Below are 20354 nucleotides of genomic sequence, written 5' to 3' on the forward strand. Positions count from 1 at the left end.
TCGCTGCAAAGAAAAAGATTCTAACTCGAAAACGGACCTCGCGCCAAGCAAAACCCGTCTTAATTTCTTGTGCTGGTCTAAATTTTCTTTGCAAGCTCTGCTGCCAAGCCGATATAACTGCGCGGCGTCATGGCTTGCAGCCTTGCCTTGGGTTCAGCCGGCAAATCCAGCCCCGCGATAAAGCCGGCCAGCGCTTCCTGGTCGATGCCCTTGCCGCGGGTCAAGGCTTTGAGCTGCTCGTAGGGCTGTGGCAGGCCGTAGCGCCGCATGACGGTTTGCACCGGCTCGGCCAGCACTTCCCAGCACGCGTCAATGTCGGCGTCGATGGCGGGGCGATTGATCTCCAGCTTGTGCAGCCCGCGCAAGCAAGAGTCGTAGGCCACCGCACAATAACCGAAGGCCACACCCAGATTGCGCAAGACCGTGGAATCGGTAAGGTCTCGCTGCCAGCGTGATAGCGGCAACTTTTCAGACAGGTGGCGCAGGACGGCATTGGCCAGGCCCAGGTTGCCTTCGGAGTTTTCGAAATCTATGGGGTTGACCTTATGCGGCATGGTCGACGAGCCCACCTCGCCCTCTTTCAGCCGCTGCTTGAAGTAGCCCAGCGATATATAGCCCCAGATGTCGCGATCCAAATCGAGGATGATGGTGTTGGCACGGGCGACGGCATCGAACAGGGCGGCCATCCAGTCATGTGGCTCTATCTGTATGGAATACGGGTTCTGTACCAGGCCTAGGCCGTCCAGGACCTTCGCGCTGAACGCGGGCCAGTCGATCTCGGGATAAGCGGCCATGTGGGCGTTGTAGTTGCCTGTGGCTCCGTTCATCTTGGCCAGGGGCTGTACTGCCTCGATCGCCGCAATGGCTCGTTCGAGCCGCGCCGCGACGTTGGCGAACTCTTTGCCCATGGTGGTCGGGCTGGCCGGTTGACCGTGGGTGCGCGACAGTAGCGGCTGATCGGCAAACTGACGCGCCAGCGTCTTAAGGTGATCGCAAAGCTCCGCCAGACGCGGGACAATAAATTCCGAACGTGCACGCGTCAACATCAGGGCGTGCGAGGTGTTGTTGATGTCTTCGGACGTGCAGGCAAAATGGATGAACTCTGCCGCGGCAGCCAGCTGGGCGTTGTCGGCAACGCGCTCTTTCAGCCAGTACTCGACCGCCTTGACGTCATGATTGGTGGTTTTCTCGATCTCTTTGATGCGTCCGGCATCCTGTTCGGAGAATTCGTCCACAATTGCCTTGAGCGCCGCCTTGGACTCTGCCGAAAAAGCCGGCAGCTCGGGCAAACCCGCTTCGGCCAGGCCAAGCAGCCAGGCCACTTCGACTTCCACCCGATGCGCCATGAAACCGGCTTCAGACAAGGTGGACCGGAGCCCCTGCGCCTTGGCGGCGTACCGGCCATCCAGTGGCGACAAGGCGTTGAGATAAGTGGGTTGCTGGACGAGTTGCATTGCTGTTCACATAGAGAAAAGTCAACCTCGGATTCTACCATTCGGGCAGGTATGGAGGGCCTAACCGGTCTGGGCCGAAAAGTCACACCGCAAAGCAGCGAATCAGCATTAAAACGACACATTGTCTGGCTTTCCTGTAACACCACGGCTTTGTCCGGCTACCCCGCCAATAAAGCGCCGGTATGCTGCTATACTTTTTTCGCCTGCAACTTCCGAACTTTGCCATGAAACTTATTGGTTCTCTCACTAGTCCTTACGTGCGCAAAGTGCGCGTCGTGATGGCCGAGAAGAAACTCGAGTACGAACTCGTACTCGAAGACGTGTGGGCTGATGACACCCAGATACAAGCCCACAATCCCTTGGGCAAAGTACCCTGCCTGCTCATGGACGACAACGGCAGCTTGTTCGACTCGCGAGTCATCGTCGAGTACCTGGATACCCTTTCACCGGTAGGCAGGCTTATCCCGCAGCAAGGCCGCGACCGCGCCGCCACCAAGTGCTGGGAAGCTATCGCCGATGGTGTGCTCGACGCTGCCGTGACCATACACATCGAGACGCACCGCCGCGAAGCCCATCAACGCAGCCAAAGCTGGATAGACCGGCAGTACAAGAAGATTGAAGTCGCGCTCGACTCCATGGACAAAAGCCTGGATGACCAGCCCTTTTGCATGGGCGTCAACTTAAGCCTGGCCGACATCGCCGTAGGCTGTGCCTTGGGTTATCTGGACCTGCGCTTTGCACATCTGGAATGGCGCTCGCGCTTCGCGAACCTGAAACGGCTGGAAGACAAGCTGCAGACGCGCCCTTCGTTCACATCGACGTTGCCGCCGCAATCCTGACTGACACACGGGCGGTCACGCCGCCCCATATAGCAAAAAGCCGGGTTGTTGCCCGGCTTTTTCTTTAGCTGGTATAGCCGATATAAGCTTCGTACAGCATGTAGACCGCCAGACCGAACAGCAGGCAGGCGAACACCCGCTTTAGCGTCGCAACCGGCAGGCGGTGCGCACATCGGGCGCCATAGGGCGCCGTCAGCATGCTCATGGCGGACAACACCACCAACGCCGGCCAATAAATGTAACCCAACATGCCCTCCTGGCCCCCTACTTCGTTGAAGCCCGAATAGATATAGCCGGCACTATTGGCTACCGCAATGAAGAAGCCCAGGGCGGCCGAGGTGGCGACCGCGTTATGCACCGAGATATTGCTGCGCGTCATGAACGGTACAGAAAGGAAGCCGCCGCCCGCACCCAGCAGGCCGGATGCAAAGCCGATGCCCACGCCTACGCCAGCCGTAACCGGCGTACCGGGCATCCGGCGGGAAGCTGCAGGAGGCTTGCCATTGAGCATGCGAAACCCCGAATAACCGACGAACACGGCAAAAATAATGGACAGCCAGACACCACTTAAATAGGAAAACACCGCCCCACCGGAAAGCAAGCCGCCAACTATCATGCCGGGCGCCATCACGAGGACGATATTCCATAGTATGGCGCCCCGCTTGTGATGTGCGCGCATGCTGGACACGGAGGTAAACACGATAGTGGCCATGGAAGTCGCGATTGCGGCATGAACCACCAGTTCGCGCGGGATGCCATAGATGGGAAACAGTATCGTCAGGAAAGGCACCAACAGCATGCCCCCGCCTATGCCCAGCAGCCCCGCAGCAAAACCGACCACACTACCCAGACACGCCAGGCTAACAATAAATGCCGGATCCATAAAACCTTGTTGGTAAGAAAAGAAATGAGAGAGGATCCGGGCTGGCCGAATGCAGCTTGATACTAAACAATGATGCCCCCACCCAGGCACACGTCGCCCTCATACAAGACGGCAGATTGGCCAGGGGTGACTGCCCATTGCGCTTCGTCGAACGACAAGGAAAACCCGTCGGCGTCAACTGTACCGAGCATGGCTACCGAATCAGTCTGCCGGTAGCGGGTCTTGGCGCCATAGCGCCCGCTGGCTGGCGGCTGTCCGGCGACCCAACTGGCGTCCTGCGCCTGCAACTGCTGTGCAAGCAACCAGGGGTGCTCATGGCCCTGCACCACGTAGAGGGTATTGGTTTCGAGGTCTTTGCGCGCCGTATACCAGGCGTCGGCCGTGCCGTCGTCTCGCTGTTGCCCTTTCACGCCGCCTATCCCCAGCCCTTTACGCTGGCCGAGCGTATAAAACGACAGGCCCTGATGTTGACCAATTACCCGTCCGTCCGGGGTTTTGATGGGACCGGGCTGTGTTGGCAGGTAGCGATTCAAGAACTCACGGAATGGCCGCTCGCCGATGAAGCAGATGCCGGTGGAATCCTTCTTGGTGGCATTGGGAAGACCCAGTTGGGCCGCAATGCGCCGCACTTCGGTTTTGTTGATTTCGCCCAGAGGAAAGATCGTGCGGGATAACTGCGCCTGGTTCAGCCGGTGCAGGAAATAGCTTTGGTCCTTGCTCGCATCGACGGCCTTCAATAATTCAAACTGCGGCCCGGCCGGCGTCTGTACTGAGCGCACGCGCGCATAGTGGCCCGTGGCAATATGGTCGGCGCCCAGGGCCATTGCGTGGTCCAGGAAAGCCTTGAACTTGATTTCGGCGTTGCACAGGACGTCGGGGTTGGGCGTGCGCCCGGCGGAGTACTCTCGCAGAAAGTCGGCGAAGACGCGGTCCTTGTACTCGGCCGCAAAATTTACCGCCTCGATGTCTATACCGATAAGGTCGGCTACGCTAGCGGCATCCAGCCAGTCTTGCCGTGTCGAGCAGTACTCTGAATCGTCGTCATCTTCCCAGTTTTTCATGAACAGGCCGAGCACCTCGTAACCTTGTTCCTTGAGCAGCCATGCCGTCACCGAAGAGTCCACGCCCCCCGACATGCCGACGACCACTCGCCTCTTTGATGCATTGGAATTAATCATGCGGTCATTTTAGCCGCCTGGCCGGGCCAGGGCTTCGTCCACGACTTCGATCCAGTGGCGTACCGGTGTCGCCGTGCCGCTTTGCAGGTGAGTGATACACCCGATATTGGAAGATACGATGTATTCCGGTTCGGCGGCGCCGATATGGCGTAGCTTGCGGTCGCGCAAAGACTGGGAAAGCTCGGGTTGCGTTACCGAGTACGTGCCGGCCGAACCGCAACACAGGTGAGCCTCGCCAAATTGCTGCAGCTCAAAGCCCAGATCGGTCAGCAGCCGTTCGCTGACGCCGCGCAGGCCTTGCCAATGCTGCAACGTACAGGGCGGATGAAACGCCGTACGGCCCGGCAAGCCGGTCAGCCGGCCGGCCAGCTCCTGCGCATGCGGCGCAAGCACCTCTGCCACGTCGCGCACCTTGTCGACCAGGCGCAAGGCATTGGCGACATAGGCGGGGTCGTCGCGCAAATGGTGCGCGTATTCTTTGACCATGGCCCCGCAACCGGAGGCGTTCATGATGATGCATTCGGCCTCGCCGCTGTCCAACAAAGGTAGCCACGCATCGATGTTGGCCCGCATTTGATCAAGTGCAGCCTCTTGCGCATCCAAATGAAAGTTGATCGCCCCGCAACACCCGGCCCCCGCGACTATGCGAGTACCTATGCCTACCGCATCGAGCACGCGTATGGTGGCCGCGTCGATGGAAGGCATCATGGCTGGTTGCACGCAACCGGCAAGCATGATCACCTGCCGCGGGTGACGCGAGGTATCAGGCAGCCTGCCCGCTGGCCGAGCCGCAGGAACCTTGTTGCGCAACACCTCGGGCAGTACGGGACGGAACAGACGGCCCAGCTTTAAAGCCGGGCCGAATGCCGGCGAGTTCAACATGCGGCGCAACACCCCTCGGAGCAGACGCTGTGACGCCGGGCGCTGCACACGCTCTTCCACCAGCTTGCGGCCAATATCGACCAGGGCGCCGTACTGCACGCCCGACGGACAGGTGGTCTCGCAATTGCGGCAAGTGAGGCAACGATCCAGGTGGGTCTGGGTCGATTGCGTAGGCTCAACACCTTCCAGAACCTGTTTGATCAGGTATATGCGGCCGCGCGGGCTATCGAGCTCGTCGCCGAGCTCTTGATATGTGGGGCAAGTGGCCAGGCAGAAACCGCAATGCACACAACGGCGCAGAATGTCGTCGGCTTCTTGACCCAGTTGGGAGTCACGCGCCCAGGATGCTAGATTTGTTTGCACGATTTAGCTCTTAAAAATCAGGAAACAAGCGTTTCGGATTAAAAATCCCCACGGGATCTAGCTCTTGCTTCAGACGTTGATTGATATTTCGAAGTGCGGACGGCAAAGGATGGAATACGGGTATGTCGGCCGGCCGGTTATCGTATCGGTAAAGCGTGGCATGCCCGCCCCGTTGCGTCACATCGCGGCGCAAGTCAGCCGGCGAGACTTCGGTGGACAACCACCGCAAGCCGCCATTCCATTCGATCAGTGTGGGTCCCGCCTCCAACGGCGGGCTATCCGGCGGCAAGGCAACGCGCCATAACGGCCGGGCCTGGAAAAACGGGTGAGTCTGGTCCCGCATGGTGGTCCAGAACACTTTGACCTGGTCAGCCGGCATGACCTGCCCACCTACGCGGGCCATGCCCATTGCCACGGCCGGTTCACTGCCCGAAACCCGCACATACAGTTTGCCCGCCCGCTGCGTATCGTCTGCCACCCAAGCCGTAGCGCTGATCGGAACGGGCAAGCCGCGCCACTCTGTAAACTGCTGCAGAGCGCCGGCCTCGTCCGTCTCCAGAACCAGAGTCTCTTCATGAAACGGCTTGGGAGCAACCTTGATGGAGACCTCCATGAGCGCGCCGAAGATCCCCATGGAGCCGGCCAGCAGCCGCGACACGTCGTAACCCGCCACGTTCTTCATGACCTCTCCGCCAAAGTTCAGTACCTTGCCCGTGGAGTCGAGCAACTTGGCGCCCAGCATGAAGTCGCGCAAGCTGCCGGCGGCCATGCGGCGCGGTCCGGATAGCCCGCTGGCAACGCAACCGCCTATCGTGGATGTCGGGCCAAAGCGTGGTGGCTCGAATGCCAGCATCTGGTTTTCGTGATCCAGCGTCTCTTCGATTTCGGAAAGCAAGGTGCCGGCGCGGGCGGTGATAACCAGCTCGGACGGCTGGTAGTTCACCACGCCCCGATAGCCCGAAACGTCCAGGACCGCGATATCGGGCACCGCAATGCCGTCTACCTGCTCGCCGTAAAATTCCTTGGTTCCGCCCCCGCGTATATAGACGGGGCGCTCGGAACCGCGCGCTGCCATGACCTGCTGGCTTAGTTGAGATAAGGCGAATTCCATGCTTGGCTCTTAAAAACGGGGCAGATCGGGAAAGCGGATCTCGCCGCCATGAACGTGCATCTTGCCGTACTCGGCACAACGCGCCAAAGTGGGGATGAGCTTTTCCGGGTTAAGCAGCCCGTAGGGATCAAAGGCGCTTTTCAGGGCGTAGAAAAAGTCGAGCTCTTCGCGCGTAAATTGCACGCACATCTGGTTGATCTTCTCGATACCTACGCCATGCTCGCCAGTTATCGTGCCACCCACCTGCACGCAAAGTTCCAGAATGGCGGCGCCGAACTTCTCGGCGCACTCCACCTCGTTGACCTTGTTGGAGTCGAACAGAATAAGAGGATGCAAATTCCCGTCGCCTGCATGAAAGACATTGGCGCAACGCAAGCCGAACTCGTCTTCCATTTGTTCGATGGCGCCAAGCACCCGGCCCAGGTGGCGCCGCGGTATCGTGCCATCCATACAGTAGTAGTCCGGCGATACCCGCCCTGCCGCCGGAAAGGCATTCTTGCGTCCCGCCCAGAACAGCAGGCGCTCGTCTTCGGAGCGCGACACTTGCAATTTGGTTGCTCCGGCGTGCTGGAACACTGCCTCCATGCGGGCCACCTCGTCGTCCACCTCTTCTTCCGTGCCATCGGATTCGCACAGCAAAATGGCCGCCGCGTCCAGATCGTAGCCGGCGTTCACGAAGGGCTCCACCATATGCACTGCCCGCTTGTCCATCATTTCGAGGCCAGCCGGAATAATGCCGCCTGCAATGATATTGGTGACTGCGAGGCTGGCTGCTTCGACACTGTCGAAACTTGCCATGATGACGCGCGCACAACTGGGCGATGGAATGAGCTTTACGGTGACCTCGGTCACGATGCCCAGCATGCCCTCCGAGCCGATGAACGCCGCCAGCAAGTCGGCCCCGGGTGAGTCAGGGGCGTGTGAACCCAGTTCGATGATGTCGCCGTCTATGGTGACCACCCGGATCCGCAGCACATTATGTACGGTCAGGCCGTATTTCAGGCAATGCACGCCGCCTGAGTTTTCGGCAATATTGCCGCCGATCGAACAGGCGATCTGACTGGAGGGGTCGGGCGCGTAATACAAGCCATAGGCCGATGCCGCCTCGGAGATTGCCAGGTTTCTTACCCCGGGCTCGACGATGGCGGTAGCTGTGGCAAGGTCGATTTTTTTTATGCGATTCAGTTTCGCCAAGCCCAGCAAGATGCCTTGCGTATGCGGCATGGCGCCGCCCGACAGCCCCGTACCCGCACCGCGTGCCACGATAGGGATATTGAAGGCCTTGCAGCCTTGCAATACGGCAACGACCTGCTCTTCGTTTTCGGGAAGAATGACCACCGGCGGCAAGGCCCGATACAGCGACAGCCCGTCGCATTCGTAGGGCCGGGTATCTTCGACCTTGGTCAAGATGCAATGTGCTGGCACAGTGCCAGCCAGCCTGGCGATGAAGCCCGCAAAATCCGGCCCGGTGTCTGGCGCCGAACTCAGTGATGATTCGTTCATGGTACTTGTTCGCTTGTTATCGTCGCCCGCCCGGGGGCGGGCTCTTATCGCCTAGTGCTGCGGAATAATTTTGCCTGGATTCAAAATATTATGAGGGTCGAAGGCAGCCTTCAGGCTGGACATGAGATCCAGGGCGTCTTGCCCATGTTCGGCCAGCATGAATTCCATCTTGTGCAAACCCACGCCGTGTTCGCCCGTGCAGGTCCCCTCCATATCGAGGGCACGCTGCACCAAACGCTGGTTAAGTTGCTCGGACTCTTCCCACTCTTGCGGGCTGTCCGGGTCAAGCAGCATCAGTACGTGGAAGTTGCCATCGCCTACGTGCCCCACGATGGTGTACGGGAAGCTGGCCTGATCGAGCTCGGCAGCGGTCTGACCCACGCACTCGGCCAGCCGCGAGATCGGTACGCAGACGTCAGTCGTACTGGAGCGGCATCCGGGGCGCAGCTGCAGACCGGCAAAATAGGCGTTGTGCCGGGCCGTCCAGAGACGGCTGCGGTCTTCCGGCTGCTCGGCCCACTGGAAATCCATGCCACCGTTGTCGCGGGTGATCTCCTGGACGACCTGAGCCTGCTCCTTGACGCCAGCGGGGCTGCCATGGAACTCAAACAGCAGCAACGGAGACTCTTGCAGGTCGAGCTTGCTGTAGGCGTTGGTAGCCTTTACCGCCCAGGTGTCCATGAACTCGACCCGAGCCACGGGCACGCCCATCTGTATGACTTCGATCACACTCTGGACCGCGGCCTGCAGGCTGGGAAAGTTGCAAATGGCCGCCGAGATGGCCTCTGGCTGAGGAAACAGACGCACCGTCACTTCGGTAATGATGCCCAGCGTGCCTTCGCTCCCGACAAAGATACGGGTCAGGTCGTAGCCGGCAGACGACTTGCGTGCCCGATTGGCGGTTTCAATGACACGGCCGTCGGCGGTCACCACCTTCAGGGACATCACGTTTTCGCGCATGGTGCCATAGCGGACCGCGTTGGTACCCGAAGCACGCGTAGCGGCCATGCCGCCCAGGCTGGCGTCCGCACCGGGGTCGATAGGAAAAAACAAGCCGGTATCGCGGATTTCTTCGTTAAGCTGCTTGCGTGTCACGCCGGCCTGCACAGTGGCAGTGAAGTCTTCGGCGTGCACCGCCACCAGCTTGTTCATGCCCGAAAGGTCGACGCTGATGCCGCCCTGGACGGCCAGCAGGTGGCCCTCCAGGGACGAGCCCACGCCGAAAGGAATCAGGGGTACGCGATGCTCATGACACTGCTTGGCCAACCACGCGACTTCTTCGGTGCTCTCGGCAAAAACCACGCCGTCGGGAAGCATGGGCGGATAAGGAGACTCGTCGCGACCATGGTGCTCGCGTACGGCCTGCGCGTTGGAAAATCGCGCACCGAAATACGCCTTCAGCGCATCCAGGAAGCCCGCAGGCACAGGACGACGCAAACTGTTGGGGACCACAGGGGCGTTCATGCCAATGACTCCTAAGACCGATCCAAGATTAAGCCCAATCCCATACTAACGGTTTTCAGGCATGGCTGCCGATCAGGGCATTTGCTGATTGCGTGACGGCAAGCCGCCGGTTCCGTACTGCCAGCGCCAAGCGCTCGAGCACCTGAACAGAGGTGTCCCAATCGATGCAGCCATCGGTAATGCTCTGCCCGTAAGTCAGCGACTGCCCAGGCACCAGATCCTGACGCCCCCCGACCAGGTTGCTTTCGATCATGACGCCAAAAATACGCGCATCGCCCGCTTCCACCTGGTTGGCAACATCTTCCAATACCAGCGGCTGATTGGTGTAGTCCTTGTTGCTGTTCGCGTGGCTGGAGTCCACCATGATGCGGGCCTGCAGACCGGATTTGCTCATGGCCTGACCAGCAGCCTCGACATTCGCGGCGTCATAATTGGGCACTTTACCGCCGCGCAAGATCATATGGCAATCCTTGTTGCCCACGGTGGAAACGATGGCCGAATGACCGCCCTTGGTGACGGACAGGAAGTGGTGCGGCTGCGACGCGGCCTTGATGGCGTCGATGGCGATCTTGATGTTGCCATCCGTCCCGTTCTTGAAACCGACGGGGCACGACAGGCCCGAAGCCAGCTCGCGATGCACCTGACTTTCGGTCGTGCGCGCACCGATGGCGCCCCACGAGACCAGGTCGGCAATATATTGAGGTGTAATCATGTCCAGAAATTCGCATCCGGCAGGCAAACCCAATTGGTTCACGTCGATCAGCAGTTCGCGTGCTGTGCGCAAGCCCTGATTGATATTGAAGCTGCCGTCCAGGCCCGGGTCGTTGATCAGACCCTTCCAGCCAACCGTGGTGCGGGGCTTTTCAAAATAAACGCGCATGACGATTTCCAGATCAGCCTGGAAATGCTTGCGCTGCTCGAGCAAGCGCTTGGCGTACTCCATGGCGGCAACGGGGTTGTGTATGGAACACGGCCCGATCACCACCACGAGTCTATCGTCGGTACCTTCCAGAATGTCGTGTATGGCGTGGCGCGCGTCATAAACCGTGGCGGAGATGGCGGTCGTGCACGGGAACTCCCGCATGACGTGGGCTGGCGGGCTAAGTTCCTTGATTTCCCGGATTCGTAAATCATCTGTATTGTGCGACACGGTCTTACTCCAGTTATTGCCACTTAAGCCAGGAACAAAAAAGCCGCCTAGCTGAAGCTGGCGGCTTTTTGGGAATGTTTGCTTTTCTTTACTGCGTACAACGCTTCCCTTCCTCCACCAGCGGCTTTGGAAAAGAAAAAAAATAAAAGAAAAAAATGCTGAAAGTGCGTTGCATAGTCGTTGATGTTAGCACGCAGCTTCGGCTATGCCAACCACTAATTGCATGGCGGCGAGGACCGTAACTTGCTGACCACCACGCAAACGCCTCCTATGCTGATCATTCGCTCCAGAATGTTAACACCCATATTAATTTGAGTTCAAATCATTTTGTGGTGTATGATTTTTGCGTCTTAGCGATTTCGGACCAACGCTGCGGGGCGTCTTCGTCTTGCCAATCAGAATAAGGATATGCAATGAAAACCACCCATAAAGCCTGCTCACTGCTTGCAAGCGCTGCACTGCTGATCGGAAGCATGGCCGCCGCGCCCGCCATGTCAGCCACGCTGCAGCAAGTAAAGGACCGCGGTATGGTACGCATAGCGGTTGCCAACGAGATTCCCTACGGCTACATGGACCTGGACGGTCAAGCCAAGGGTATGGGCCCAGACGTAGCCAAGCACGTGATAGAGCAACTTGGCATACACAAGATCGAATGGGTGACGACCAACTTCGGCTCTCTGATACCCGGCCTGCGAGCCAACCGCTTCGATATGGTCGCCGCCGAGATGGCGGTTTTGCCGCAGCGCTGTAAAGAGGTGCTGTTTTCCGAGCCCAACAGCTCGTACGGCGAAGGCCTGCTGGTCGCCGCAGGCAATCCAGACAACGTCCACACGTATGAGGACTTCGCCGGCAATGACAAGAAGGTCGCAATCATGGCGGGCGCCGACCAGTTGGAAATGATGCAAGCACTGGGTGTTCCCGGCGAGCGCATGGTGACGATTTCCAATAATGCCGACGCTATTTCGACGGTATCCACAGGACGGGCATCCGCGTATGCGGCCACCAGTCTTACCGTCAGCGAACTGGCTAAAAAGAGCGACAAAGTCGAAGCGGCCCAGAACTTCACCGACCCGGTCATCAATGGCGAACCGGCCCGAAGCTGGGGAGCGTTCACCTTCAGTGAGAACTCCGCCGACTTTCGCGACGCCTTTAACGTAGAACTGGCCAAATTCAAACAGACCGAGGGCTGGAAGAAAACCATGGCTCACTACGGTTTCAGCGAAACTGACGCCACGGAATCCTTCGCCCGAACGACAGAACAATTGTGCGCTGAGTAAGGCCAGGCCACGCCATGGAATGGCTTAGCTACAGCACGCCGCTGCTGCAAGGCGCCTGGGTAACCATCCAGCTGACGGTTTATTCAACCATCCTGGGCGCCATTTTCGCCTTCGCGTGGGGCGTGGGCAAGCTGTCACACAACTGGGCCGTCAAAAGCATCTCGGTCTTCTTCATTGAAGTATTCCGGGGCACCTCGCTGCTGGTTCAACTATTTTGGCTGTACTTTGCCTTGCCCATTCTTGGGCAGGCGATCGGCATCGACCTGCGCCTGCCGCCAGTCGTCGCCGGCACGCTTGCCCTGGCATTGAATATCGGCGCCTACGGGGCCGAGGTCGTGCGTGGTGCCATACAGGCCGTGCCCGGCTCGCAACATGAGGCCGCTCAAGCGCTGGATTTCACGCCGCGACAAACCTTGTGGCGTATTTCTTTGCCGCAGGCGATCCCTGAAATGATGCCCAGCTTTGGCAATCTGGCCGTACAGAACCTGAAGGATACGGCGCTGGTTTCCCTCATCAGCTTGGGTGACCTGGCCTTCCGGGCCGAGCAGATCCGCAATTTCACGCAGGACAGCGTCACGGTCTATACCCTGCTGCTGTTCATGTACTTTGGCATGGCCCTGGTGCTTACCGCCATCATGAAGCTGCTGGAGCGCTCGGTTGGGCGCTGGCGCGCGGGGAGGACCTGACCATGCTGTTTGGCATAGAGTGGGACACCACCAACGACTGGCTTTTCGCTGGTTCCATTTTGCCCATATTGCTCAAGGGCATGGTGGTAACCATCCAGGCCACGGTACTGGGCTTTTTTGTTGCCGCGGTGTTGGGTCTGGTGCTGGCCGCCTTGAAGTCGTCTTCCATACGGTTGATCTCGTGGCCGGCCCGGTTCATTACCGAGTTCATCCGCGACACCCCCCTGCTGGTGCAGTTGTTCTTCCTGTATTACGTATTACCCGAATACGGCATCGTGCTGCCCGCTTTCCTGACGGGCGCTCTGGCCTTGGGTGTGCAATACAGCGCCTATACCTCCGAGGTGTATCGCGCCGGTATCGAATCCATAGTGCGCGGTCAAACGGAAGCCGCACACGCGCTTGATCTATCGCCGCTACGCACTTTCAGCATCATTATTGTGCCCCAGGCCATACCGCGCATCATCCCGGCCCTGGGCAATTATCTGGTTTCGATCATGAAAGACGTGCCGGTGCTGTCGGTAGTCTCGGTGCTGGAAATGCTTAACGTGGCCAAGATCATCGGCGACCGGACTTTCAATTATCTGATTCCGCTCTCGATGGTGGGGGGCCTGTACCTGATCATGACGCTGCTGGCGTCTGCGGGTGTGCGCTATCTGGATAACCGCCTGCCCAAAGAAGGACTGCCCTTGCGATGAACGAGCCCATTATCAAATTCGAAAAAGTCATCAAGCGTTTCGGCGAAGTTACCGTACTGGACGAACTCGATTTCAACGTACGCAAAGGCGAGAAGGTCACCATCATCGGGCCGTCGGGATCCGGCAAATCGACGGTGTTGCGCATTTTGATGACCCTGGAAACCATTAACGATGGCGTCATCCATGTGGCCGGCAAGCCGCTGTGGCATCAATATAAGGACGATCAGCTTGTGCCGGCCAGCGAGGCGCACCTGCGCGAGATGCGCAAGGAAATGGGCATGGTCTTCCAGCAGTTCAATTTGTTCCCGCACATGACGGTCAGGCGCAATATCACTGAAGCACCGGTCCATGTACTGGGCCTATCGAAAGAAAAAGCGAACCAGCGTGCCGAAGAGTACCTGGATCTGGTGGGACTGGCTGATCAGGCCGACAAGTTTCCGAGCCAACTTTCCGGCGGACAACAGCAACGCGTGGCGATCGCCCGCGCCCTTGCCATGAAGCCCAACATCATGCTGTTTGACGAACCCACCTCGGCGCTGGATCCGGAGCTGGTGGGTGAAGTATTGAACGTCATACAGCGGCTGGCTGGCGAACAAGACTTGACCATGCTGCTGGTAACGCACGAAATGCAGTTTGCCAAGCAGATTTCGGATCGCGTCTGCTTCTTCGACAAAGGCCGTATCGTTGAAGAAGGCCCACCCGAGCAGGTATTCAAAGAGCCCAGAGAAGAGCGTACACAGGAGTTCCTGAAGGGTTTCATCAACCCGGATTAGCGGGAGACGTCGGATGCCCGGACGGATTAGTATCTATTAACAAACAGGCTGGGGTGGAGCAAGGCCATTCTGGCTTGATCCCCTGCGATCCCGGCTGAAGCCGGGATTTCCCGTTTAGCGGTCCCGGGCCGGGGGACGGGCGCGAACTTGAAAAAAACAGTCCCCCGGACTGTTTTTCCCTTCGGACAGCGCGCCCTCTTAGGCCCCCGTCCCGAAACCGCTAAACGGCGCGGCATAAGCGCCAGAATGGCCTTGCACCACCCCCGCCGGTACGATTGATTCACTACTCCTTCGGAGGCGTCTGGAGCTCTGCTGCGGCGAGAAACGAAGGCCCCCCTATCGCGCGTATGCTCATAACGCCAAGGCCTGGGGCGGGTGGGGCTGATTGGGCGTTTTAGGGCACGCCGGCGTCTGCGTCATGACGGGGAGGCAAGCCCGCGGCTGTTGGAGCAACGCGGGTGTCGGGGCGCTGCCCCGACGTTGCGACTTCCGCGGGCGCCCCGTCATGGCGCAGACGCCGGGAAGTTACGGCAAAGCCGTAACCGTGACCGTCTAGCCCAATCAGCCCCACCCGCCTCAGGCCGGTTTAGAACACAACAAACAAAAACACGGCACGCGATAAAAAACGCGTGCCGCCCTTTTTTACGTCAGACTGATGTCGTGGCGTTGGCCTCTTCAGGCACCAGAGCCTCAAAGCTGCTGCGCGTGGCGATATGCTCGGGACGCGGCGTCAGGCCATAGCGAGGCGCCTCCAGCGTGTTCTCGACGCTGTTGTAGACCATGAATACATTGGCACGAGGCCATGGCGAGATATTGCCGTTTGAACCGTGCATGGTATTGCAGTCAAAGAATACGACCGATCCGGCCTTGGCGGTCATGGCCTGTATCCCGCCCTGCTCCACCAACAGCTGCAAGCTCAGCGGGTCCGGCACGCCGTACTCCTGCTTCTTGAGCGACTTCTTGTAGTTCTCGTCGGGCGTCTCGCCCTGGCACGATATGAACTGCTGGTGTGAACCGGGCACCAGCATCAGCGGCCCGTTGCAGGCGTTGTTATCGGTCAACAGCACCGAGCAACTTAAGGCGCGCATGGCCGGCATGCCGTCCTCGACGTGCCAGGTTTCGAAGTCCGAGTGCCAGTAGAATTCTTTGCCCTTGAAGCCGGGCTTCATGTTGGCGCGGGACTGATGCATATAGACTTCCGAGCCCAGAATCTGTCGCGCGACGTTCAGCAGCCGCGGATCGCGCGCCAGCCTGGCGATGCGCTCGTTAAGCTGATGCACACGAAAGATGGACCTGACCGCATCACTGCCCGGTTCGGTGATGGCTTCTTCCATGGAAACAATCTGGGGATCGGCGCTCATGCGCTTGACCTCATCCATAAGCTCCTGGACTTCCTGCTCGGAAAATACATCTTCCAGCATCACGAAACCATTGCGTTCGTAGGAAGCCAGTTGCTGCGCCGGCAAGGCGTCAGCGTAATTGCCCCCGCCGTACACTACCGGATCGCGACGAGCGATGATCGCCGCCATCCGATCGGTACGAGATACGTAAGGGTCTTTCATTGAAATATTCATTACTACTCCTCAAGAACTCAGGCGGTATCCGTTACCAGCGGATAAACGCCCTTGTCATCGTGTACTTCCAGGCCTGTCAGGGGAGGATTGAAGACGCAGATGACACGTAGCGGCTTTGTGCCGCCCCGCAGCCAGTGTTCGTCGTTCTCATCCAAGGCATAAACCACGCCTGGGCCCAATGCATATTTTTTGCCATCGGCGATGGTTTCGATCTCGCCATCGCCTTCGACGCACCACACCGCTTCCAGATGGTTCTGGTAATGGATGTGTGTTTCCGTTCCCGGAAAAATGACCGTCTCATGGAACGAGAAGCCCATGCCGTCTTTTTTAAGCAGTACCCGGCGACTTAGCCATGTTTCGGTTCGGACCTCCTGGTCCGTCCCGATAATGTCATTAACGTTTCTGACGATCATCCTGCACGTCCTCCAAATTTGAGAATATGGGCGCTTGCCCCTTTACCCGACACAACTTCCGAGACGCTGCGTTCAATGGCCTCCAGGCCCTTGATCAGCAATTCGTCTTCGATAGTTAGTGCCGGAAGAATTTTAAGTACTTCGTCGTTCGCGCCCGATGTCTCGATCACGATGCCGTGCTCAAATGCCTTCTTGGCAATGCGGTTTGCCGTATCGTCATCACCACGCGTAACGAGGCCTTGTATCAGGCCTCGACCGCGCACGCTAAGCCCTGCCTGGGGAAAGCTATGCGCCAGGTTCTCAAGCCAGTCCCGCACCAGACGCTCCTTGCGTCGCGTTTCCTTGGCAAAGCTGTCGGTAGCCCAGTAGCTGTCCAGTGCTTGCGCGGCGGTAACGAAAGCCAGATTGTGGCCGCGGAAGGTACCGCTATGCGCACCCGGTTGCCATATATCGAGCTCCGGCTTCATCAGCACGAGAGACATGGGCAGGCCAAATCCTGACAAGGACTTGGACAGCGTGATGATGTCTGGCTGGATGCCGGCAGTTTCGAAGCTGAAGAAGCTGCCTGTTCGACCGCAGCCAACCTGTATGTCGTCAACGATCAACAGCATGTCGTGCTGTCGGCACAGACGCTCGAGCTCTCTTAGCCAGCGATGCGAGGCCACATTGACGCCACCCTCGCCCTGTACCGTCTCGACAATGACGGCGGCGGGATGGTCGACACCGCTGGACGAGTCTTCCAGGATGCGTTCCAAATATGCCATGGTATTGACGTCGGGACCCATATAGCCATCGAAGGGCATGAAGGTCGTATTGCTCAGCGCCACGCCCGCAGCCTTGCGGAACTTGGCGTTGGCGGTGACGGCGAGCGAGCCGCCGCTGACGCCATGAAAGCCATGCGTAAAGGAGATAACGTTTTGGCGTCCCTTGACCTGCCGAGCGAGCTTGAGCGCTGCTTCAACCGCATTCGTACCGGTGGGGCCCGTGAACTGCAAAGTATATTTTCGACCAGTAGGCTTGAACAGCACCCGCTCCACGGTTTCCATGAAGTATTTCTTGGCGCTCGTAGCCATGTCCAGGCCGTGCACCAATCCGTCAGACTCCAGATACTCGATCAGCTTGCTCTTCAGTTCCGGATTGTTATGGCCATAATTCAGCGTGCCGGCTCCGCTGAAAAAGTCGATATATTCACGATTATTTTCGTCGATCAGTACGGAGCCTCTGGCTTGTTTGAATATCACGGGAAACGACCGGACGTAGCCCCGCACTTCCGACTCCATCCGGTCAAATATTTTCAAATCCATCATTGTTCTTCCTCTCTTGGTTATGGGGTGCGCAATATAAAATGCCTGCAGCGCACATCGTGCGCGACGCCCCTGACTGTTGATCGGCCGATACGGCCGGAAGACTACGTAGCCCGAAACGGACCAATGCGCAGCAAGGGTTCACTTTCGTGATTCTGTTCACCAAATAGCGTCGGCTCGAACAGCGGTAGTTCGATTAGCGGAGCCGACAGCGAATGTGCGATTGAGTTGAACGTTTTGCGTGATGCCTGGTTGTCCTGCCCGACCGTCGTTTCCAGGTATCTAGCGCCCGCCGTGGCCGGCCGGCGCAACAGCGCGTCGAGCATGCGGCGTGCGAGTGCCCGGCCTCGGGCGCGCGGATGCACGGCGACCTGCCATACAAACAACACGTCGGGGCGCTCTGGAACAAAATAGGCGGAGATGAATCCGTCGAGGAACTCGCCGGAGCCTGCTGCAATGCAGGTATGAGAATGATGTTCGGTAAGCAGCAGATAAGCGTAGAGCGAATTCAGGTCCAGGGGAGGACACTCTGCAATCAAACGATGGATGGATGCGGCGTCGCTATTAACCGGAGCGCGCATCCATTCCGGAGGGCGTTCGCCCGAACTGGGGCTGGCGTGGCGCTTGGCTGGCGCTGGAGGGGAGATAGTATTTGAACAATCTGTCACACCACCAATCCCGATTCTGGCAACGCGCCAGCTATGGGCACGTCCAATATGGGCGAAGCCGGTTCGCCAGGCGCCTCTTCTACAGGCGCCACGCCGTCGGACTCCATGAGGTCGACGATGCGCTCAAGCGACATCGTGATTGTGGCCTGCTCCAGCTCGGGCAAAGCGTTCAGTGCGTCGGACAGCTTTTTTTGCAGAGGCGACGGTGTACTGGCTGCCAGTTGGATGCCAGCCTCGGTGGCAGTCACGAACACAATGCGGCGATCCTGGCGGCCCCGTTCACGCTGGATGAGGCCTTTGTCTTCCAGGCGGTCAAGAATACCCACCACCGTGCTGGCGCTGACGTGGATCTCGCGGCTGATGGCCGTGGCAGTCAGCGCCCCGCGCTCGATGACGGCGCGCAAGCAGATAAGCTGGGGCGCCGTGATGTTGCTGCAGGCGGCCAACTGTCGGGAATGCAAAGCCACAGAACGGGTAATGCGGCGCAACGCACGCAGTATGCGCAGGTCGTATTCCTGACTTGAAAGAGTGGTGTTGGTCATAGTCTCACAAAGGTTCAACCCAATTGATTTCTACTGAAATGATAAGCTCGCGAACGACTTATGTCAAACCTGAAGACGAAAAAAAAGGCCGCAAGCGGCCTTTCCTGACGGCACAGCTGGACGATGTTCAGCCAGTGCCACCCACCGTCAGTCCATCCATGCGTACCGTGGGCATGCCCACGCCTACAGGGACGCTTTGACCTTCCTTGCCGCAAGTACCGACCCCCGAATCCAGCCGCAAATCGTCGCCGATCATGCTGATGCGATTCATGGCTTCGGGGCCGCTACCGATCAGGGTGGCGCCCTTGACCGGGTGCGTGATCTTGCCGTTCTTGATCAGATAGGCTTCGGAAGCCGAAAAGACGAACTTGCCACTGGTGATATCGACCTGACCACCGCCGAAATTGGCCGCGTATAGTCCGTTCTTGACCGAAGCGATGATTTCCGCCGGCGGCACACCGCCGGCCAACATATAAGTGTTGGTCATGCGGGGCATAGGCAAATGGGCATAGGACTCGCGTCGGCCGTTGCCGGTAACCGGCATTTTCATCAAGCGGGCATTCAGGGAATCTTGCATATAACCCTTCAAGATGCCGTCTTCGATCAATACATTGCGCTGCGTCGGATTGCCCTCATCGTCAATATTGAGCGAACCGCGGCGATCGGCGATCGTGCCGTCATCGATCACCGTGACGCCCGGTGAAGCCACACGCTCGCCGATACGACCGGAGAAAACGCTGGAGCCCTTGCGATTGAAGTCGCCCTCCAGGCCATGGCCGACGGCCTCGTGCAACAAGATGCCCGGCCACCCGGAGCCCAGAACGACGGTCATCTCGCCAGCCGGCGCCGGGCGGGCCTGCAGGTTGGTCAAGGCCTCATGGGTCGCACGTTCGACATAAGACAGCAGGATATCGTCGGTAAAGTAATCCAGGCCCGTACGACCGCCACCGCCCCCGTGGCCCATTTCGCGCCGGCCTTCATGTTCGGCAATAACCGTCAGGGATAAACGAACCAGCGGGCGGACATCGGCGGCAAGGCGCCCGTCGCTGCCGGCAACCAGAATAACGTCGTATTCCGCCCCCAGGCCGGCCATCACTTGAATAATGCGTGGATCGGCGGCGCGGGCCATGCTTTCGATGCGCCCCAACAAAGTGACCTTGTCGGGCGCCGACAGTGTATTAAGAGGATCGACAGCCGGATAAAGCATGTGTCCGGGCGGCGGGTGGCCGCTAACTACCTTTTGCTTTCCGGCGCCCTGGCGTGCGATGGTGCGCACCGCATGGGCGGAGGACAGCAGGGCTTCCGGCGACAAGGTATCCGAATAAGCGAATGCGGTTTTCTCGCCGCTTAGAGCACGCACGCCCACGCCTTGTTCGATCGAAAAACTGCCGGTTTTGACTATACCCTCTTCGAGGCTCCAGCTTTCGCTGCGAGTATATTGGAAATACAAGTCGGCATAATCGACCCGATGGGTGAATATTTCGCCCAGCGCACGCGCCATATCAGATTCTGTAAGCCCCCAAGGGTCTAACAAAACCGATTTGGCCGTGGCCAGAGCATTAACTGCGGGATCAACAACTTTCATTAGTAGCGTA

General features: G+C 58.7%; 19 protein-coding genes. 5 read left to right on the forward strand and 14 right to left on the reverse strand.

Annotated elements, in window-relative coordinates; translation table 11 throughout:
- Positions 1 to 77 precede the first annotated feature (77 nt).
- On the reverse strand, positions 78 to 1454 hold the full coding sequence (gene purB, locus CKA81_RS07430) for an adenylosuccinate lyase (protein WP_128354735.1): 1377 nt from the start codon (positions 1452 to 1454) through the stop codon (positions 78 to 80).
- Between the two features lie 224 nt (positions 1455 to 1678).
- Here purB and CKA81_RS07435 point away from each other — a divergent pair, with 224 nt between their 5' ends.
- Positions 1679 to 2293 (forward strand): glutathione S-transferase family protein, encoded by a 615-nt coding sequence (locus CKA81_RS07435; protein ID WP_128356666.1) that lies wholly within the window; start codon positions 1679 to 1681, stop codon positions 2291 to 2293.
- A gap of 64 nt (positions 2294 to 2357) precedes the next feature.
- On the opposite strand, the gene CKA81_RS07440 is transcribed toward CKA81_RS07435, so the two are convergent.
- The 7 genes from CKA81_RS07440 to aroG form a co-directional block, all read right to left on the reverse strand.
- Positions 2358 to 3176, reverse strand: a complete 819-nt coding sequence (locus tag CKA81_RS07440) for a sulfite exporter TauE/SafE family protein (protein WP_128354736.1) — start codon at positions 3174 to 3176, stop codon at positions 2358 to 2360.
- A 62-nt stretch (positions 3177 to 3238) separates the two neighbouring features.
- The gene (mnmA, locus tag CKA81_RS07445) at positions 3239 to 4354 is read right to left on the reverse strand and encodes a tRNA 2-thiouridine(34) synthase MnmA (RefSeq protein WP_128354737.1); all 1116 of its coding nucleotides are present in this window, start codon (positions 4352 to 4354) and stop codon (positions 3239 to 3241) included.
- A gap of 9 nt (positions 4355 to 4363) precedes the next feature.
- On the reverse strand, positions 4364 to 5599 hold the full coding sequence (glcF, locus tag CKA81_RS07450) for a glycolate oxidase subunit GlcF (RefSeq protein ID WP_128354738.1): 1236 nt from the start codon (positions 5597 to 5599) through the stop codon (positions 4364 to 4366).
- Between the two features lie 10 nt (positions 5600 to 5609).
- Positions 5610 to 6710: a glycolate oxidase subunit GlcE gene (gene glcE, locus CKA81_RS07455; RefSeq protein WP_128354739.1), complete on the reverse strand. Its 1101-nt coding sequence runs from the start codon at positions 6708 to 6710 to the stop codon at positions 5610 to 5612.
- A 9-nt stretch (positions 6711 to 6719) separates the two neighbouring features.
- Complete coding sequence (locus CKA81_RS07460) at positions 6720 to 8213, reverse strand: FAD-linked oxidase C-terminal domain-containing protein (protein WP_128354740.1); 1494 nt, start codon at positions 8211 to 8213, stop codon at positions 6720 to 6722.
- Positions 8214 to 8264: 51 nt separating this feature from the next.
- Complete coding sequence (locus tag CKA81_RS07465; RefSeq protein WP_128354741.1) at positions 8265 to 9677, reverse strand: FAD-binding oxidoreductase; 1413 nt, start codon at positions 9675 to 9677, stop codon at positions 8265 to 8267.
- Between the two features lie 55 nt (positions 9678 to 9732).
- Positions 9733 to 10827 (reverse strand): 3-deoxy-7-phosphoheptulonate synthase AroG, encoded by a 1095-nt coding sequence (gene aroG, locus CKA81_RS07470; RefSeq protein WP_128354742.1) that lies wholly within the window; start codon positions 10825 to 10827, stop codon positions 9733 to 9735.
- 413 nt (positions 10828 to 11240) lie between these two features.
- Here aroG and ehuB point away from each other — a divergent pair, with 413 nt between their 5' ends.
- Genes ehuB through ehuA form a run of 4 tightly spaced genes read left to right on the forward strand, consistent with a single transcriptional unit; the run spans position 11241 to position 14258 of the window.
- The gene (gene ehuB, locus CKA81_RS07475; protein ID WP_128354743.1) at positions 11241 to 12104 is read left to right on the forward strand and encodes an ectoine/hydroxyectoine ABC transporter substrate-binding protein EhuB; all 864 of its coding nucleotides are present in this window, start codon (positions 11241 to 11243) and stop codon (positions 12102 to 12104) included.
- Between the two features lie 14 nt (positions 12105 to 12118).
- A complete protein-coding gene (ehuC, locus tag CKA81_RS07480) occupies positions 12119 to 12790 on the forward strand; it encodes an ectoine/hydroxyectoine ABC transporter permease subunit EhuC (RefSeq protein ID WP_128354744.1) in 672 nt (223 codons plus the stop codon).
- 2 nt (positions 12791 to 12792) lie between these two features.
- Entirely contained in the window at positions 12793 to 13485 is a 693-nt protein-coding gene (ehuD, locus tag CKA81_RS07485; protein ID WP_128354745.1) for an ectoine/hydroxyectoine ABC transporter permease subunit EhuD, read from the forward strand.
- Positions 13482 to 14258, forward strand: a complete 777-nt coding sequence (ehuA, locus tag CKA81_RS07490) for an ectoine/hydroxyectoine ABC transporter ATP-binding protein EhuA (protein WP_128354746.1) — start codon at positions 13482 to 13484, stop codon at positions 14256 to 14258. Before ehuD ends, ehuA begins: the two co-directional genes overlap by 4 nt.
- Positions 14259 to 14905: 647 nt before the next feature.
- Here ehuA and thpD read toward each other — a convergent pair.
- The 6 genes from thpD to tldD all read right to left on the reverse strand — a co-directional run bounded on the left by thpD (position 14906) and on the right by tldD (position 20344).
- Positions 14906 to 15832, reverse strand: coding sequence for an ectoine hydroxylase (gene thpD / locus CKA81_RS07495; RefSeq protein ID WP_128354747.1), 927 nt, complete (start codon positions 15830 to 15832; stop codon positions 14906 to 14908).
- 17 nt (positions 15833 to 15849) lie between these two features.
- Positions 15850 to 16245: an ectoine synthase gene (locus CKA81_RS07500; protein WP_128354748.1), complete on the reverse strand. Its 396-nt coding sequence runs from the start codon at positions 16243 to 16245 to the stop codon at positions 15850 to 15852.
- Positions 16242 to 17549 (reverse strand): diaminobutyrate--2-oxoglutarate transaminase, encoded by a 1308-nt coding sequence (ectB, locus tag CKA81_RS07505; protein WP_128356668.1) that lies wholly within the window; start codon positions 17547 to 17549, stop codon positions 16242 to 16244. The genes CKA81_RS07500 and ectB overlap by 4 nt, the downstream gene beginning before the upstream one ends.
- A 104-nt stretch (positions 17550 to 17653) precedes the next feature.
- Positions 17654 to 18130 carry a diaminobutyrate acetyltransferase gene (gene ectA, locus CKA81_RS07510; protein ID WP_128354749.1) on the reverse strand — a complete coding sequence of 159 codons (477 nt, stop codon included), beginning with the start codon at positions 18128 to 18130 and terminating at the stop codon, positions 17654 to 17656.
- Positions 18131 to 18213: 83 nt separating this feature from the next.
- On the reverse strand, positions 18214 to 18759 hold the full coding sequence (locus CKA81_RS07515; protein ID WP_128354750.1) for a MarR family winged helix-turn-helix transcriptional regulator: 546 nt from the start codon (positions 18757 to 18759) through the stop codon (positions 18214 to 18216).
- Positions 18760 to 18886: 127 nt separating this feature from the next.
- Complete coding sequence (tldD, locus tag CKA81_RS07520) at positions 18887 to 20344, reverse strand: metalloprotease TldD (RefSeq protein WP_128354751.1); 1458 nt, start codon at positions 20342 to 20344, stop codon at positions 18887 to 18889.
- Between the last annotated feature and the right edge of the window lie 10 nt (positions 20345 to 20354).

Origin of the sequence: Pollutimonas thiosulfatoxidans (assembly GCF_004022565.1) — a bacterium.
Taxonomy (GTDB): Bacteria; Pseudomonadota; Gammaproteobacteria; order Burkholderiales; family Burkholderiaceae_B; genus Pusillimonas_D; species Pusillimonas_D thiosulfatoxidans.